14 protein-coding genes, 1 pseudogene and 1 riboswitch are annotated in these 17,305 nt (G+C 33.6%); of the genes and pseudogenes, 5 read left to right on the plus strand and 10 right to left on the minus strand.

Translation table 11 applies throughout. From position 1 onward, the window contains the following. Nucleotides 1-101: 101 nt before the first annotated feature. The gene (locus tag CER22_RS09775; protein WP_088608660.1) at nucleotides 102-629 is read left to right on the plus strand and encodes a hypothetical protein; all 528 of its coding nucleotides are present in this window, start codon (nucleotides 102-104) and stop codon (nucleotides 627-629) included. Nucleotides 630-1,130: 501 nt separating this feature from the next. On the opposite strand, the gene nheC is transcribed toward CER22_RS09775, so the two are convergent. The 4 genes from nheC to CER22_RS09800 form a co-directional block, all read right to left on the minus strand. Then, the gene (gene nheC, locus CER22_RS09780; protein ID WP_061673168.1) at nucleotides 1,131-2,210 is read right to left on the minus strand and encodes a non-hemolytic enterotoxin NHE subunit C; all 1,080 of its coding nucleotides are present in this window, start codon (nucleotides 2,208-2,210) and stop codon (nucleotides 1,131-1,133) included. A gap of 107 nt (nucleotides 2,211-2,317) precedes the next feature. Beyond that, a complete protein-coding gene (gene nheB, locus CER22_RS09785) occupies nucleotides 2,318-3,526 on the minus strand; it encodes a non-hemolytic enterotoxin NHE subunit B (protein ID WP_087982994.1) in 1,209 nt (402 codons plus the stop codon). Nucleotides 3,527-3,557: 31 nt separating this feature from the next. Further along, nucleotides 3,558-4,718, minus strand: coding sequence for a non-hemolytic enterotoxin NHE subunit A (nheA, locus tag CER22_RS09790; protein ID WP_088608661.1), 1,161 nt, complete (start codon nucleotides 4,716-4,718; stop codon nucleotides 3,558-3,560). A gap of 593 nt (nucleotides 4,719-5,311) precedes the next feature. Continuing rightward, on the minus strand, nucleotides 5,312-7,138 hold the full coding sequence (locus tag CER22_RS09800) for an APC family permease (protein ID WP_087982998.1): 1,827 nt from the start codon (nucleotides 7,136-7,138) through the stop codon (nucleotides 5,312-5,314). A gap of 144 nt (nucleotides 7,139-7,282) precedes the next feature. After that, nucleotides 7,283-7,429: riboswitch (cyclic di-AMP (ydaO/yuaA leader) on the minus strand. A 139-nt stretch (nucleotides 7,430-7,568) separates the two neighbouring features. On the opposite strand from CER22_RS09800, the gene CER22_RS33625 reads away from it, so the two are divergent. Further along, nucleotides 7,569-7,697 carry a hypothetical protein gene (locus tag CER22_RS33625; RefSeq protein ID WP_000031869.1) on the plus strand — a complete coding sequence of 43 codons (129 nt, stop codon included), beginning with the start codon at nucleotides 7,569-7,571 and terminating at the stop codon, nucleotides 7,695-7,697. Nucleotides 7,698-7,751: 54 nt separating this feature from the next. Here CER22_RS33625 and panE read toward each other — a convergent pair whose 3' ends face one another. Continuing rightward, nucleotides 7,752-8,696 (minus strand): 2-dehydropantoate 2-reductase, encoded by a 945-nt coding sequence (gene panE, locus CER22_RS09805; RefSeq protein ID WP_088608662.1) that lies wholly within the window; start codon nucleotides 8,694-8,696, stop codon nucleotides 7,752-7,754. A gap of 175 nt (nucleotides 8,697-8,871) precedes the next feature. On the opposite strand from panE, the gene CER22_RS09810 reads away from it, so the two are divergent. After that, entirely contained in the window at nucleotides 8,872-10,347 is a 1,476-nt protein-coding gene (locus tag CER22_RS09810) for a hypothetical protein (protein WP_088608663.1), read from the plus strand. 247 nt (nucleotides 10,348-10,594) lie between these two features. Here the strand turns inward: CER22_RS09810 and trhO are convergent, their stop codons facing one another. Continuing rightward, nucleotides 10,595-11,554: an oxygen-dependent tRNA uridine(34) hydroxylase TrhO gene (gene trhO, locus CER22_RS09815; RefSeq protein WP_000246241.1), complete on the minus strand. Its 960-nt coding sequence runs from the start codon at nucleotides 11,552-11,554 to the stop codon at nucleotides 10,595-10,597. 491 nt (nucleotides 11,555-12,045) lie between these two features. Between trhO and CER22_RS09820 the strand changes: the two genes are divergently transcribed. Continuing rightward, nucleotides 12,046-13,341, plus strand: coding sequence for an Nramp family divalent metal transporter (locus CER22_RS09820; RefSeq protein ID WP_048543263.1), 1,296 nt, complete (start codon nucleotides 12,046-12,048; stop codon nucleotides 13,339-13,341). On the opposite strand, the gene CER22_RS09825 is transcribed toward CER22_RS09820, so the two are convergent. The 3 genes from CER22_RS09825 to CER22_RS09835 form a co-directional block, all read right to left on the minus strand. After that, entirely contained in the window at nucleotides 13,298-14,239 is a 942-nt protein-coding gene (locus CER22_RS09825; RefSeq protein WP_088608664.1) for a M23 family metallopeptidase, read from the minus strand. The two genes, CER22_RS09820 and CER22_RS09825, sit on opposite strands and share 44 nt — an antisense overlap. A gap of 82 nt (nucleotides 14,240-14,321) precedes the next feature. After that, nucleotides 14,322-15,389 carry a sensor histidine kinase gene (locus CER22_RS09830; RefSeq protein WP_060489980.1) on the minus strand — a complete coding sequence of 356 codons (1,068 nt, stop codon included), beginning with the start codon at nucleotides 15,387-15,389 and terminating at the stop codon, nucleotides 14,322-14,324. Then, the gene (locus CER22_RS09835) at nucleotides 15,379-16,077 is read right to left on the minus strand and encodes a response regulator transcription factor (RefSeq protein WP_088608666.1); all 699 of its coding nucleotides are present in this window, start codon (nucleotides 16,075-16,077) and stop codon (nucleotides 15,379-15,381) included. Before CER22_RS09835 ends, CER22_RS09830 begins: the two co-directional genes overlap by 11 nt. Nucleotides 16,078-16,219: 142 nt before the next feature. Between CER22_RS09835 and CER22_RS09840 the strand changes: the two genes are divergently transcribed. After that, on the plus strand, nucleotides 16,220-16,750 hold the full coding sequence (locus CER22_RS09840; protein WP_087983009.1) for a GNAT family N-acetyltransferase: 531 nt from the start codon (nucleotides 16,220-16,222) through the stop codon (nucleotides 16,748-16,750). Between the two features lie 160 nt (nucleotides 16,751-16,910). Here the strand turns inward: CER22_RS09840 and CER22_RS09845 are convergent. After that, nucleotides 16,911-17,299 (minus strand): annotated as a pseudogene (locus CER22_RS09845) (SPASM domain-containing protein); the annotation flags it as partial. Nucleotides 17,300-17,305 lie beyond the last annotated feature (6 nt).

The raw sequence follows: 17,305 nt of genomic DNA on the forward strand, positions 1-17,305 counted from the left end.
TTCACAAGGAAGCTAAAAAGCTGGTTGAAAGTCATCTGTAAACGAAGGAGCATAATAATGAAAAAAAATTACTTACAGCATTAACTTTTAGCGCATTACTTATGGGGGTGGTTGCTTGTAACCCAGATGAGAAAACTACAACTGAATCAAAGTCATCTGAACCTACATACAAAAAGGATGAAACAAAACCAAAAGGGAAATTAGCATTTCAGGATATGACTACAGATCAATATCTGCAAAACTACAACAATATTAAAGACGATTCAGTTAATCAAGGTATTCAAATACTACCTTTTAATCTTGAATATGAAGAAAGCACTGAAACTCATCGTTTTTATTACACAAAAGCTGAAGATAGTACATCAGAAGCTAAATGGGTTAGTGTGAGCCTGAGAAGAGATGATAAAACAATTAACAGTATTTTATATAATGGCGCTCCAGACCTAGACACTGTTAAAGCCATGATAAAAGCTACAGGGTTAACATGGTCAGACAAACTAGATAGAATGGTTGAAGGAAATGAATCAAATAAAGATAGCAATGAGATAGTAGTTGATGCTGTAAAAATCTCTATTTTCGGAAGTCCTACTACTATCAATGTTTCAATCGATGCACCGGCAAGCATTTAACATGGTTAATATCAATTCGGAGGAAGGCACCTTAGGGTATCTTTTTTCCCTATTCTGCTGCAAATGATTAGAGTATTACACTAATAATAAAAAAGAGCTATAAAATATATTATTTTTATACAAAAATAATATATTTTATAAGATTGAAAACAATTTACTTATTTCAACTTCTACCTTTACTTTGTTTAATAATTACTCTTTAATTTACTTGGAGAATACCATTTTAATTCAAAAAATGATCTCGTTACATTCTTTAAGACCATTGAAACTTTCTTAACATGGTTAAAAATGAGGGGATCGGCTTAAAAATGGACTTAGCGTTGTAAATCCCCATTTTTCTGATGGTACCCCATCAGAAATTCATCTATGTTATTAGTATCAATTTGTCTAAATGTTATTAATAACATAGATAAAAAACACAGAAAATTTATATATCAAATTACAAGTCCAACTCTCACAAAAAACAGGATAAAAAAATAAACAGCGGAACTAGTCCACTGTTTACTTCGCCACGCCTTCATGTAATTTTTCTGTATAATCTTTTACATCTTTCCAGCTATCTTTCGCTGTATGTAAATCTTCTTTTATGAAGGTAAATTCTTCAGGGCTGATTCCTTTTACGTTTTGCAGTAAATTATTATACTTTGCCCCTACTGTATACCATTGATTTGATATATTTTGCAATGCTGTAATTGCTGCATCAATTGTTTCAGTCATATTTGTTGTTTTATTTTTTACATCTGTCAATATTGCCACTTCAGCTTGTGCGCCAGAAATTCTATCTTTTAAATTGGAGATTTCTCTTTCTGCATTTGCGATATCTTTTTTCGCAATCGCAATCATCGGTCCGCCAGCAAGACATGTTATTAGTGCTACGCAAAGTACGCCACCAGCAATGACCATATCATTACTCTTTTTGATTGAATCGTTATATGTATTTATTTGTTGCTCTAGAGCCGGAATGCCAGCATTCGTACTTGCTAAAATTGCTGTTAATTGATTTGTATCCTCTTTAAAACTATTTGTGTCTTTCGCCATTCTATCGCGAAAAGCTTTCAAATCCCCTAATAATACATCTACCTCATTTTGATTCTTTACAATATCCGCATACAACTTTTCTAAATCCGCTTTTAATTTTCCACTATCCTTTTGTTCAATCGCTACTAGCATGCTATTATAATACGCTTGAAAAGTATTATTGTAATTAATAATATTTTGATCTGTTTTCATAATTTGAGGCTTCATATAATTTAACCAATACGCTGCGTTAATTTTTGCATCTCTTTGGTGCTGAATCATATTTCCTTTAAACTCACTATTAATGGAACTTATTTTACTCAAATCAGTCTCTTGCTGATTTTGAATTAATTTTGCATATGAATCCATTGCAAATATGCTCGATGTCGTTTGCGCCATAACATCTTGGAATCCAGCTGGCCCTAGCGAATAATTTTCCGCACTTTCTTGCAATGTTTTTACGTTTTGTTCTGCTGCAAAAGGATGTAAAGGAAATGCGTTACTCGTTGCCACTCCAGCAATCATTAACGTTAAAAGACATTTTTTATAAAATCGTTTCTGCATACTTTTCACCTATCTTCTTTATAAGGGTATAAAAAGCTCCTGCTCACAACTGAACAGGAGCTTCAAATCACTCATCAATACTTAACGCTCTAACGATTCGTATCCGATTATGCTTTTTTCGTATCTACTACTTTAATATCTTCAGCATAAATCTTTTCTGCATAGTCTTTAATGTTTTTCCAGCTATCTTTCGCAATGTTTAAATCTTCTTTAATGAAAACAAGGTCGTTTGGACTAATTGAATCTACATTTTGAAGTAAAGAATTGTATTTTGATCCCATTGTGTACCATTGGTTTGAAATGTTTTGCAACGCTGTAATTGCAGTATCAATTGTATTTGTTAAATACTCCGTTTGTGTTTTAATGTTCGTTAACCCAGCTACTTCTAATTGAGCAGTTGTAACTTGTCCTGTTATTTTTTGAATTTCAGCTTGTGCATTATCAAGTTCTTTCTTCGCTAATACGATTCCAGCTGTACCACCGCCTACAGCTGCGGCACCACCTGCAATTAATGCGACTCCTAGCGGCGTTCCTGCACCTGTAGCAATAACTACTGCACCACCGATAATTGCAATTGGTCCTAGTGCTGTTGCAACAGATGAACCGATAATAATTGCATTATATTTACTAATTGCTTCATTGTACGTTGTAATTTGATTTTGCAGAAGCGGAATTCCAGCATCTTGACTAGCTAATATAGATGTAATTTGATTTGCATCACCTTTAAAGTTTTGCGTATCGGACGTCATTTTGTTTCGGAATTTTTTTAAGTCTTCTACTAACTGATCTACTTGCGCTTTATTTTCATTAATACTACTTGATAATCTAGTTAACCCTTTCGTAAGAGTCGCTTTATCCTTCGAATCCACCGCAGCAACTAACGTATCATAATAGTTTTGGAATTTCGTATTGTAGTTAATGATATTTTGATTCGTTGAAATAAGCTGCGGCTTTAATACATCTAACCATTGTTTCGCATTTCCTCTAGCTGTATCCTGGTGCTGAATTACTTTCCCTTTTAGAGCCGTATCAACAGAGGATACATTACCAAAGTTAACATTCCCTTGTTTAATAATTGTTAAAGCGTACAGATCCATTACTAAAGCGTTTGAACCTGTTCTTTCCATTGCATCTTTTAGGCCTTCTGGTCCTAATGAGTATTCTTCATAGTCATTATAAGCTTTTGCTACCGCATGAATTGGAGCTTGTTTCACTGTACTTTCAGCTGCATACGTATGGGCTGGCATGATATTTCCTGCTGCAAATACTGCCATAAGTGCTGATAGAGCCATTACTTTATAAGGTTTTTTTGTCATTTTTCTTCTCTCCCTATATCGTTACTTATTTTTAATGTATTTCAACGTTTGTAACGTAATCTTCAAATTGATTCGTTTGTTTATTCATTTCATCACTTACTTTTTTAATTTGATTGAAATGTTTTTGAAGTAAACTACTATCTGTATATGTGCCTTCTTCAACATTCTTTTGAATTTGGATCATATTATTGTTTAAAACTTTCCAATCCGTTAATAACGTTTCTAGAGTTGTAATTTGACGATCGATTAGTTCTGTAAAGCTACTTACTTGATCTTCAACGAATGTAATTTGTGTCGCCTCTGCTTCAGTTTGTGATAACTTTTGAATAAGTGGTAGTAGCTCTTTTTGCTTTTGCTGAATGCGAAGAGCTGCTTCTCTCGTTTGACTATCTGCAGCATTTACAATTTCATTACTTAAAGTACCGATAGAAACGAAATCAATTGTTTTCGTTTGCGCAGTTTGATTTGTAATTGTAAATACTTGTTTACCGATATTAATAGAACCTTTAATAATTTCTTGAGGTCTATTCAAAATAGTCGTTAATTCCGCTTGGATTTCTCCTTGAATTCTTTTAATATCTTCTCTTAATTTCACAATATCCCCACTTGATCCTTGCAGTGTTTTTATTGCTTCATCAGCTTTAAGTGATAAGTTGCTACTATCTTTGTCTAATACCGTTTTAAATCGATTTAACTCTAATAAATCTTGCTCCATACTCTCTTGGATGCTTTGTACTTGCAATTGTAATTTTCCATATGCATTTGTAAAATCTGCTTTTGCCTGTTCATCTTCATTGACGTTTCCTGCTAGTTCATAGAGCTTACTATAATAACTATTAAATCTAGTACTATATCTCATCATCTCTTGATTTAAGTCGATTAGCTTCGGATTATATTCATCAATCCACTCTCTTACATTTGCCTTTGCAAACTTTTGATGATTCGTCAAACTACTCATCGCATTCACCTTAATGTCTGGCTGCTGTAAAATCACTAGTCCATATGCTTGTATAAGCGGTGACTGTGATCCTAACATTCTAATTGAATTGGATAATGTATTTGGAGCAATTACATTTTGTGCATATACTGTTTTCACTTCTGTTTGCCCTTCCTTAGCGTAAGCGCTTACAGGAATAAAACAACTCGTAGATACTGCTGTAACCAATAACCCTGTAATTAAAGTCTTTTTCACTTTAACTCCTCCTATGTATTAGCAACTATTACTATCGCATTTTATTATTCTATTTTCTTGCATATAGTTTGAGATGGTTAAAATAGAGAACGTTCTCACCGCGATCCATGTACGAACCACCTCTCTCAACTTTTATTGCTACAGTACTTACTTATTGTTATAAAACATTTCATATGTGATTAGTATGAATAATATTGTATAAAATTTCTATTTTATAGCCATTCTCACATTCACACAGTGAATATATTACATAAAAATATTATTCATTTTAAACTAAATAACGTACGTAAATATGAAATTCCGTTTTGTTTTCATGTAAGTTTTGTACTGTAAGGTCATTTAAACACAGCTATTTATATAACGTAAAGAAGTATTTTCATTCCCTTTATTTTCAAGCTTTCCTGTCCTTATTTCAAAATATAATCCACTTCACTTTTTCAATTGAAATATCCATATATCACAACAAAAACCTCTACTTATTCATAGATACAAAAATTATATCGATATATCTTTCAGACCCATATGCAATTATGCATAGTGTATACACAAAAAGGATAGCTTCACTTTCGTAAAGCTATCCTTAAAAAATCTTCTTACTTTTTCAAATGATATGGAACTGTCGTAATAACAACATTTCTTTTATAGAGTAAATACGCACGAATGAGTAAACTAGACTGATTATGAAGAATGTTATGCCAACCTTTTTTCGGAATGAACTGTGGTATAACTACAGTAACTCGGTAATTTGACTCACTCGCTTTATATTGTACTGTATCAATAAACTTTGTTAGTGGCTGAATAATACTTCTATAATGAGAATGTAAGGTAACAAGCCTTACTTCAGGTTGCCACTTCTTCCATTTCTCTTCAAATTTCTTTTCCTCTTCTCTGTCAAAAGCAACATATACAGCAATAACTTGATCTGCCGAAAGAGCCTTCGCATAGTTCAATGAATTTTCTACTACATGCGTCATACCAGCTACAGGAACCACAATTACATTTCCCTCAATTGGAACAAGTCGCTCACAAGTTTTTAAACTTAATTGATCACCCACTGCATCGTAATGCTTCTTAATTCTATGGAACAAGAAGATGATGGCAGGTAAGAAAATAAGGATTGACCAAACTTGTGCGAACTTAGTTAAAAAGAACATACTCATTACAATAAAACTAATGACTGCACCAACTAAATTGACCGTTAATCTCAAAGCCCATCCTTCAGGTTTGTCACGAAGCCATTTTAATACCATCCCCGTTTGAGAGAGTGTAAACGGAATAAATACACCTACTGCATATAACGGAATTAAATGTTCTGTTTGCCCTTGGAAAGCTACAATTAAAATAATCGAAGCAATTCCAAGTATAATAATACCGTTTGAGTAACCTAGGCGGTCTCCTCTAATCGTAAACATTCTCGGTATAAATTTGTCTTTTGCAAGGTTAACTGCTAATAGCGGGAATGCAGAATACCCTGTGTTAGCAGCAAGAATTAATATTAAAGCAGTTGTACCCTGTATAAAATAGTACATGAAATTACGCCCAAAAGTTTGTTCAGCAATTTGTGAAACGACTGTTACTTCCTTACTTGGATTAATTCCGTAATAATAAGCTAAGAAAACAATTCCTGAAAATAAAACTGCAAGTAATGCCCCCATTGCGAGCAATGTTTTCGCTGCATTGTTAGGTGCAGGATCCTTAAAGTTTGGAATTGCGTTAGATATTGCCTCAACACCCGTTAAAGCAGAGCTTCCTGAAGCAAATGCTCGTAACAGTAAAAATAAACTAATTCCTGCAACTGGTGTTCCAATCGGTGAATGTAATGTCGGTGAAACTTGACCAGTTATAATATTATAAATACCTACACCAATTAATATAAATAGTGCTAAAACGAATAAATAAACAGGATATGCTAAAACGGAAGCTGATTCCGTTACCCCTCTTAAATTTAAAATAGTAATCAATATAACAAATATAATCGCAATGATTACATTATGTGCATGTAAACTAGGGAAAGCTGATGTAAGCGCATCTGTACCTGCTGATACACTTACTGCAACAGTTAAAATATAATCAACTAATAAAGATCCTCCAGCTATTAACCCTGGATTCATCCCTAAATTTTCTTTTGATACTACGTATGCGCCCCCGCCGTGCGGATAAGCAAAAATAATTTGTCGATAAGATAAAATAAGGGCTGTCAATAATACTAATACCCCAACAGCGATAGGAATAGAATACCAATAAGCTACTGCTCCTAGGCCTGCTAGTGCGATTAATATTTGCTCTGGTCCGTATGCGACCGATGACAATGCGTCAGAAGATAAAATAGCTAACGCCTTCGTTTTATTAAGCTTTTGCTCTCCTAACTCAGTTGATTTTAACGGCCTTCCAATTAAAAACCTTTTGATTGATGAAACCACTGCTGTCCACTCTCCAATAATTTTGTACGAACTTTTCTGCTAGTTACAGCGGGTAAACGATTTCTTCAGAAAACAAAAAATGTCTACAAGCCATAACGAAATAGACTTGTAGACATTATTTTTTTTGTCGCACAAGCTCCACCTTCCTTCTCAATATAACGCTTACGAGGTTAGCTGTCGGATTCGGGCCTATGAGTAGCCCTACCTTTTTCAAGGATTCACCCCATTGGATTAAGTACTAATCCATAAGAACGGGTCCCCCGCACCATGCGGTTTCAGCGATTTAGAAAATTGAAACTGTGGATTATAATACTCCTTTATTTTCAAAATGTAAACAAAAATTTTTAAAAAGAAAAAATTTAAATGATTGCGCATAATCCGCTGGTAAATATACATAATGAATACTAAAAAATCGATAAAGGAGACTCATATGTCTAAAGAAAAGAAGCCTATTTTTTCCGATTCCTATTTAGATGCATTAGCAAATGAAATTAATCAATTATACGGTAAACGTGAACAGGAAATAAATTTGACAGATAGAACGAAAAGAAATAAATAATTTGTCATAAAAAAGAAAGCAATACACTTATATATTGCTTTCTTTTTTATTTTTTCATACATCCAATTGTATTGCTGATCTGTTAAAGGTCATTTCTTCATACACTTTCAAATTTTGATATACTGCCCCTAATAATGGTGCTTCTATAGAAAATTGTTCCGCTACATCTAGTAAGTATCCTTGTAAGTGCTCGCCTTCAACGAACGAACCTTTTTCCATATCACGCTGCATCGATGACTTCATATCATACGAAATTTTATCGATTGTTTTCATATGTTCTTGGGCAATTCCATCCTTAACTGGAGCTTTCATAGATCTCATGATTTGCACACATTCTTCAAATAAGTTTTGGATAAAATCGCGTCCACCTTCACTTTCGCGAATCGGTCCTATCGGTGCACGCATTAATGTCGTCACACCCGACATTACAGTAATAAATAAATATTTATGCCACATATCTTGCATAATATTTTCACTTAAAACAAAACTAGATTTCGTACCTGCAAATGCTTTAGAAATATGCTTTATTCTCTCTGAATCTTGAGACTTCATTTCTCCAAATACAATTCTGTTGGCAACACTCGTTTGTACAATCTCTCCTTGATCGTTTAACGTCGTCTCGATAAAGCATAAACCGCCAATTACTTTTTCCACGCCAAATTCCTTTTGTAATAGTGATAAATGAGCAATACCATTTAACAATGGAATGATGACAGTATTTTCACCTACAAACGGCTTCAAATCTTGAATCGCCTCGTTTAAGTGATACGCTTTTGTTGAAAATAAAATAACGTCAAACGGAGAAGTTCGATCTTCTTTCGTTATTAATTTCGGTTGGAAGGAAAAATCCCCGTTAACACTACGAATAACAAGTCCCTTTTCCTCTAATTGTTGTTTTCTTTTACTGCGGACAAGAAACGTAACATCTTCTCCTTTTTCGACTAATCGACCTCCAAAAAAGCCTCCGACGCCACCAGCTCCTAATACTAAAATACGCATACAACATCCCCCTTTTCAAAATACAATTTTATAACATTTAATATACATAACATTATACATGTCCCCTACTAAATAAGCTGAATTTTCATTCTTAATCGAGTATAAAACAGTGGTTATTTTCAAATAAATTTGGGTATGTTGTTTTTATAGCATATATGGAAAGGAAACAATGTAAATGGAGGCAATACAAACAATCGAGGAAAAAGATGTAACAACAGCTATATTTCAATTTATATTCCCGTTTTCTTTTAAAACTGGATATGAACAAAATATGTTCCCTTTCTTACAGAAAAATGATTTCCGCCCTTTTCGACTCGATCATCTTGAAAATGAAAATACATACTACGGAAAGTTTCAAGTTTCACATCAAAATATGGAAGCATACTATCTTTCATTTACAAATAAAATTCTATTTCCTCACTCAGAGCATCAAAAAGGATTACAACGCTATTCTAAAGACCTTAACTTAACTGGACATTTAACAACAAATTTGATTTCTGTTCCATTCAAGATTCATTCTATTGATGTAACTCTTTGCCCTTATGAGCTTGGCTTCTTAACAATTCGGACAGAAGTAGAAACCGCTCCAAACATGACATTATCAGAAGCAATCGAATTCGCCGCCCGCTTCCGTGTACTCGAAACTAAAAATGATACAAACGAGACTATTTGTATTGAATGTAACGGAAAACAATACTCACAAGTGGAAAAACTTATATTCGGTGATTTATTTCATGGTGTAACAGACTTCTTTGAGAAAAAGAGATTGAGGAGCTCTTACTTTCAAACCTTTCCTTTCTTTGAAGACCAAAGAATGTATGTACAAACTTTATTATCCGTGAATAAAGAGTCAGACCTTCATATAATCGATGTATACCGAACTTCCAGTCTTTCCGGATTAACAGACGATGGCAATCCGTATATTAGCGCAAATAACATCCCTTATATTCAAGATTATTTAACAAAACATTCTTATCAAAGATGGGCTCCTAATCGCTACTTTGTTATGGAAGAACATATTTTTACATGTATAACAAATGAAGGTGAACACGAATTCGCTAAACTTGCTAGTCAAATGTACGGGGAGTTTTATTACGCTTTATTATTAAACTTATTTCATAAAGTTGTTTTATTAAAGATGGCCAACGCTTATGCCGAGTTAAATATTGAACAAGATACAAATGAAATAGAGAAATTAATTTATTCAATCAATTCATTTACAGCAAATTACTTCTCTTTAGAGTTAGTATCCCAATCACAGAGTGAAGATATTTTCTTCCGCTTAAGAAAACTATTTAACATTGAGGTACTATACTCGAATGCAAAACAAAATCTTGATAGTTTGTTTAAATATCAAGAAAATGTCGCTTCTAAAAAAGATAGTCTTTTACTATTAATTTTAACGCTCTACTCTGTAGTAGGCCAAATGTTAGGGTTTACTATGATTGATCTTTTAAGAAACACCGATTCAAACAAAATATCGTCTCCACTTGAATTTTTCGCACTTTTAATAGCAATTAGCGGTATAGTCATTTCACTTATTTTAGGTGCGCAAAGTTTATACCAATGGAGTCTACAACATAAACGAAGAAAATCATGGGTAAAACAAACTGTACTTTCTGCTGTGAAAGAGAAAGATGATAAACATTAAAAAGGGTGGTTTTCAAATTACAAATACGTAGAGAATTTCAGTGAATGAAATTTTTATCAGCGATTTTTAAGATATATCGACTTAACTCAAATTATATCAGCGATTTTTCGAATATATCGGCGCAACTCAAATTATATCAGCGATTTTTAAGATATATCGACTTACCGACAAAACCTGACAAAAACACATAGTAAAAAAAGTACTCCAAAATAAAATTTGGAGTACTTTTTTATTACAATAATTTAGCTTACTTCCCTGCTTCGATTTTCTCTAATGCAGCAGCTACTTGCTCTTCAGTTAATTCGTGTTGAACGATATAACGATTACGTGGGTGTACACGACATTCATGAGAACATGCACGTAAATGTTTCGCTTCGTTTTCTTCAGAACATAAAATTTTCTTATTACATTCTGGATTTGCACAGTTTACATAGCGCTCACAAGGTTCACCTGTAAAGTGGTCTTTACCAACGATAACATGCTCTTTTTGGTTTACTGGTACAGAGATACGCTCATCGAACACGTAACATTGTCCATCCCAAAGCTCACCTTGTACTTCTGGGTCTTTTCCGTACGTTACAATACCGCCGTGAAGCTGACCTACATCTTCGTAACCTTCACGAACTAACCAACCAGAAAACTTCTCACAACGAATTCCGCCTGTACAGTATGTTAAAATCTTTTTACCTTCAAGTGTTTCTTTGTTTTCTCTAATCCAATCTGGCAACTCACGGAATGATTCAATATCCGGTTTAATCGCACCTTTAAAGTGACCTAGATCAAACTCATAATCATTTCGTGCATCAATGATAACTGTATCTTCTTGTTTCATGGCCTCATAGAATTCTGTTGGCTCTAAATATTTACCAGTTATTTCTTTCGGATTAATGTCGTCTTCTAGACGAAGTGTAACTAACTCTGGACGAGGGCGTACGTGCATTTTCTTAAATGCATGTTCATCTGCCTCATCAATTTTAAAAACGATTCCAGCAAAACGTGGATCATTGTTCATTGCTTCCATGTATTTCTCTGTTTGCTCAACAGTTCCAGAACAAGTTCCATTAATTCCTTCTGTCGCTACAAGAATTCTTCCTTTTAACTCAAGTGATTTACAAAATTCTAAATGCTGTTCAGCAAATTCTTCTGGATTTTCAATTGTTGTGTACATGTAATATAGTAATACTCTATATGGTTTTGTAGTTGCCAATTTATTTCTACCACCTATCTAAATTTTAAAATCATGTATAAGTTAACGTTCATATCAAAACATATATAATAAGAAAATACATACTAAATTGTACTTAGCCTATTTTCTTCTATTTACAATTTTTTCTATAAGTTAACAAAAATAAAAACAAGATTACATCACAAAACACTATGGTTATGTTGTAATCCCAATATATTATATATCATACAATTTCATTTCCATCAATTAATATGCTGTAATATAGGCTCTATGTTCACATAAATTTCAAAATTAGTCCTTTAATTCATTATGTTTCCCCATGTGATCACACCATAAACTCCCATTTTTTTATAACACGACACCATCTATTGCGGCAAGGCATATAATTTGCACTAAGGAAACATTTGTGTTCAAATAAAAATATCATCTCATACATTTAAATGTATTGAAATAAACAATAAGAATACTTACAATAATTTCATCAAGTTAACATTTCAAAGGGGAAAACTACTATGAATAAAGATATATCAAAAGATGAACAAGTCCCTTCTCAAAGTACAACTGTTCAATCAGCACACTTAGCTTTAAGTGGAGAAACGAAAGGCTGGAAAAGACTGTTACCGTTTTTAGGACCCGCTTTTATCGCATCCGTAGCTTATATTGACCCTGGTAACTTTGCTACAAATATCGCAGCTGGTTCACAATATGGATATTTACTATTATGGGTTATATTCGCCTCTAACTTAATGGCAGTATTAATTCAAACTTTATCAGCTAAATTAGGAATTGCTACGGGAAATAATTTACCTGAAATCGCTCGCGAACACTTTCCAAAACCTGTGTCTATTGGCTTATGGATTCAAGGTGAACTCGTTATTATGGCTACAGATTTAGCGGAATTTATCGGGGCAGCACTCGGATTGTATTTATTATTTGGAATTCCGATGTTACCAGCTGCTTTAATTACAGCAGTCGGATCATTTATTATTCTTGAGTTTCAACGCAGAGGATTTCGCCCACTAGAAGCTATTATTACAGGGATGATTTTTATCGTAGTAATAGCATTTGGGATTCAAGTTTTTTATGCAAAACCAGAATTAAGTCCCCTTCTTTCAGGACTATTTATTCCAAAATTCCAAGGTGTAGACAGTATATTACTTGCAGCAGGGATATTAGGTGCGACAGTTATGCCACATGCAATCTATTTACATTCTGCATTGACACAACGCCGCGTGATCGGAACAACTGATGAACAAAAGAAAAAAATTTTCCGTTTCGAGTTTATTGATATCATTATCGCAATGGTTATCGCTGGAGCAATCAATGCGAGTATGTTAATTGTTGCTGCCGCACTATTCTTTAAAAATGGTTTACATGTTGAAGACCTTGATGTTGCTTTTAACCAGTTCAGTACTTTAGTCGGTCCTGTATCAGCTGCTTTATTTGGAATTGGGCTCTTATCAGCAGGACTATCTAGCTCGTCTGTCGGTACAATGTCAGGTGATATTATTATGCAAGGTTTCATTCGAATGCATATTCCGTTATATTTACGACGTTTCATTACAATGATTCCACCATTAGTTATTATCGCTTTAGGTGTAAATCCAACTTACGCACTAGTCATGAGCCAAGTCGTCTTATCATTCGGTATTGCTTTTGCATTAGTGCCACTTATTATGTTTACAAGCAATAAAAAAATTATGGGTGCGCTCGTTAATCACCGCATAACAACCTTTATCGCTTGGATCATCGCTGCACTTGTTATCATTTTAAATATTTTCTTACTTTATCAAACATTTGTAGGGTAATGAGAAAAGGTATTCCAATAAAACTGGAATACCTTTTTTCATTACCACTTATGTATGTACCTCTTTCTGGCATTATCGTACCTTTTTCAGTTCGAAAGTAAAGTGGTAATCCTTCCGAAAGAAATATGCTCACCTTGGATGGATCCTGCCTTTGATAATGAATATGTAAATGCGGCTCACTTGAACTTCCTGAGTTACCAACTTGAGCAAGTACATCTCCTTCATTTACATGTTGGCCTTCCCTCACTTTAATTGATCCTTTTTTAAAATGGGCAAGAATCAAAAATGTCCCTGATTCATCTAGTTGCAAATAAATATGATTCCCCGCCATTGACTCAAAATTATCCTCTCCCGGAACTACATCTTTTTCATCATTATTGATGGATACAACTGTTCCAGAAGCTGGTGCCATTACTTTCGCTCCATATATTCCATAATCTCCCAACTTACGACTTTTCACTTCAGCAGGCGGAATGAGAATATCATATGCCCACCTTTCATTTGGTTTTATAACGTGATAGTTTGTTTCTAACCGATCACCGCCCCAACCTATTAATGCTCGTTCATTCAAAGGAAAACGAACGACTACCTTAGGACTCATAGAATGTACATCTGCTGGGTAAGCAAGTCCCCCTATGTTAGCAAACCACCCTAAGGGCCAAGCTCCAATTATAGAGAAAAGAACGATGAAGAGTAGCTCTCTATCTATTCGCTGTCTGAAAATGCCTTTCCACACAAATAGTAACGTTACCCCTATCAAAATAAAGAGTGATACTATGCTAAAGGCTTGTATACTCCACCAAAAAATGACTGATATAACACCTTTAGCTAAATAAACTACACTCCAACTTATAATTAAAAACGCAACTAAAATTACTAATACATATTTCTTCCACATAATGTATCCTCACTCTCATATCTTTGTTCTACATGATACGAAGTGAAAATTACGACATATAAAAGAAATACTTACGACTTTCTTACAATTCTTTATAATGCGGTAAAACGATAGTGAAAACAGTTTCTTTCTCGTTACTGCGCACAGTGATATCCCCTTTATGAAGCTCTGCTATACTTCTCGCAATTGCAAGTCCCATTCCTTTGCCACCCGTATGAGAGCTACGTGATTTTTCACCACGATAAAACTTCTCAAAAACGTAAGGAAGATTCTCATTCGGAATGCATTGTCCAAAATTTTTAATTTCTATTTCAACATTCATGTCGCTTTTAGAAACTTGAATTAAAAGCTCCTTTCCGTCTTTCCCGTACATAATACTATTACTAATTACATTTTCGAACAGCCTCACCATAAGCGCCACATCCATTTCCACATGTAACTCGTTATCACCTTTAATACGAAAGCTCATATCGGCATCATCTAGTTGTGGCACAAAATCAATCATGATTTGTTCACTGAACGCTTTCATATTTACTACACTTTTATGTAATTCAATTTCCCTATAATTTATTTGACAATAATCTAATAAATCATCTACTTGATTTTTTAATTCATAACTTTTTCGCTTTAATATACTTACATACTGTTCACATTCTTCTCTATTTGTATGAAGCTGACTTCCTAGCAGGTCCGCGTAACCGATTAGAGATGTTACAGGTGTTCGTAAGTCATGAGAAATATTACTAATCATTTCAGTTTTCATTTCCTGTGATTTTTTTTCATTTTCGATAGACTCTTTTAAACTTTTAGCCATTCTATTAACATTCGCTGCTAATTCACCAATCTCGTCATTTTTTGAAATAGGTATATGTATCTCCAAATTACCATTACTTATTTCTTTCACGTTCTTATTTATTTCAGATAACCTTTTCATCATTGTTCTTGTCATGAATGCAAAGTATATTGTAGTAATAATTAAAAAAGCTATTACATATAAAAGTGAATATTTTTCTTCTAACGCAGTAACATGACTATATATATTTCCAATTACAATTTGAAACGCTATTATACTTACAGTTGCTAATAAGATGCTACATATGAATGCGATAAAAAACTTAGCTCTAATACCTTGTAATGATTTAATCTTCAATTTTATATCCGACTCCCCAAACATTCTGTATAAACTTCGGTTCTTTTGGATTCTCTTCAATTTTATTTCTTAATCTTGCGATATGAACCATTACTGTATTATTACTTTCATAGGCTCTTTCTTTCCAAACGCTTTCATATATTTCTTCAATAGTGAACACACGATTCTTTGCAGCTGCCATTAAGTACAAAATATCATATTCAGTTTTCGTAAGATTGATTGTTTCTCCATATAACATTACTGTTCTAGACACTTCATCTATTTCTAAACCCCTACTGTTTATTTTCTTTTCTATTACTTGGACAGTATTTTGATTGAAATATGTATACCTTCTTAATTGAGCCTTCACTCTCGCTATAAATTCAATTGTACTAAACGGTTTCACAATATAATCATCTGCGCCAGTACTAAATCCAATTACTTTATCTACATCCGATGATTTTGCGCTTAAGAACATAATTGGTAAACTATGTTTCTCTCTAATCCTTCTGCACAATTCTATCCCATCCATTTTTGGCATCATAATATCCAAAATAGCAAGTTGAATACTGTTATTATTTATGATTTCTAAAGCCTCTTCTCCGTTATGAGCACTTAAAACTTTAAAACCTTCTTGCATTAAATTCGCGTTAACAAATCGAACAATATCTTGATCATCATCTACAATTAAAATTGAGTTTTTCTCCATATACAAACCTCTTTTTGAAATATATTCCACAATCAATTTTAACACAAATCAAAACCGTACTTACCTCTTGAATAATCTTTATTTTCAGACTAAATTATATAATAACAACACATTCTAGTTTCAAAAGAAATGGAGTGAAAGCATGTTTCCTATATTGAAAACCGACCGACTCATTTTAAGAGAACTTACCGAAGAAGATGCACCGAGTATACTACAATGCTTCTCTAATACTGACGTACTGCGCTATTATGGCCAAAAACCATTACAAGATGTTGATCAAGTGAAACAAGTCATTCATAACTTTAAACTGAGTTACAATGCAAGAAGCGGTATAAAGTGGGGAATTGAATTAAAAAACAAGAAAGAACTCATTGGTACCATCGGTTTTCACGATTGGTCTTCTGAGCATAAACGGGCCAATTTAAGTTATGCCTTTTTCCCTGAATACTGGGGAAAAGGATATGCGACTGAAGCTGTTTCTGAGGTTATATCATACGGTTTCCATACCATTCACTTAAAGCGTATTGGGGCAATTGTATTTCTTGAAAATGAAGCTTCAAATAAAGTGCTATTAAAATTAGGATTTGAAAAAGAAGGTGTTCTAAAAAATTATATGTATCAAGATGATATCCCCTATGACACGAATTTTTATTCTTTATTAAAATCGGTTTAATAGAAATTATGCGTAAAAACTCGTTTCAGCATAATAAATCAGGATAGTGGATCTTTAACGAAAGATGGGAAACCGAGTGTTATTCATTTCTTAGATCATCATACGACTGATGCGAAGTACAATAAATTATATAATTTTAAAAAGGGGCATGAGCATATTCTTACTCATATCCCTTTTTTACGTTCTTTTTCTGTTTTCGCAATGCTTTTGGAATGTATATTCCATATAATCTCCCGTTATTGCATATGTTCTAGAACGAGATCCCCCACAAACATATCGAAACTCACAAACACCACATTTTCCTTTATAATTGTCAGGATTACGAAGGTTTTGAAAAACAGGGGAGTTTCGATAGATTTCAGCTAGCGATTTTGTTCTAATATTCCCGGTTTTAATCGGCAATAACCCACTTGGATATACATCTCCAATATGAGAAATAAATACAAAACCGTTTCCATCATTCACCCCTTTTGGAGCACGCCCAAGCTCATCATTTCGCCCTATATTTCCATTTATCAATACACCCTGATATTGAATTACCTGATTTTTTAATAA

This window comes from Bacillus sp. K2I17, assembly GCF_002209985.1.
Classification (GTDB): Bacteria; Bacillota; Bacilli; order Bacillales; family Bacillaceae_G; genus Bacillus_A; species Bacillus_A wiedmannii.

Coding starts and splice junctions, on each gene's coding strand:
- CER22_RS09810 (WP_088608663.1), top strand. CDS start 8,872: ATGGAGGCAATACAAACAATCGAGGAAAAAGATGTAACAACAGCTATA.
- CER22_RS09840 (WP_087983009.1), top strand. CDS start 16,220: ATGTTTCCTATATTGAAAACCGACCGACTCATTTTAAGAGAACTTACC.
- nheB (WP_087982994.1), bottom strand. CDS start 3,526: ATGACAAAAAAACCTTATAAAGTAATGGCTCTATCAGCACTTATGGCA.
- panE (WP_088608662.1), bottom strand. CDS start 8,696: ATGCGTATTTTAGTATTAGGAGCTGGTGGCGTCGGAGGCTTTTTTGGA.
- CER22_RS09825 (WP_088608664.1), bottom strand. CDS start 14,239: ATGTGGAAGAAATATGTATTAGTAATTTTAGTTGCGTTTTTAATTATA.
- CER22_RS09820 (WP_048543263.1), top strand. CDS start 12,046: ATGAATAAAGATATATCAAAAGATGAACAAGTCCCTTCTCAAAGTACA.
- CER22_RS33625 (WP_000031869.1), top strand. CDS start 7,569: ATGTCTAAAGAAAAGAAGCCTATTTTTTCCGATTCCTATTTAGATGCA.
- CER22_RS09775 (WP_088608660.1), top strand. CDS start 102: ATGGGGGTGGTTGCTTGTAACCCAGATGAGAAAACTACAACTGAATCA.
- nheC (WP_061673168.1), bottom strand. CDS start 2,210: ATGCAGAAACGATTTTATAAAAAATGTCTTTTAACGTTAATGATTGCT.
- CER22_RS09835 (WP_088608666.1), bottom strand. CDS start 16,077: ATGGAGAAAAACTCAATTTTAATTGTAGATGATGATCAAGATATTGTT.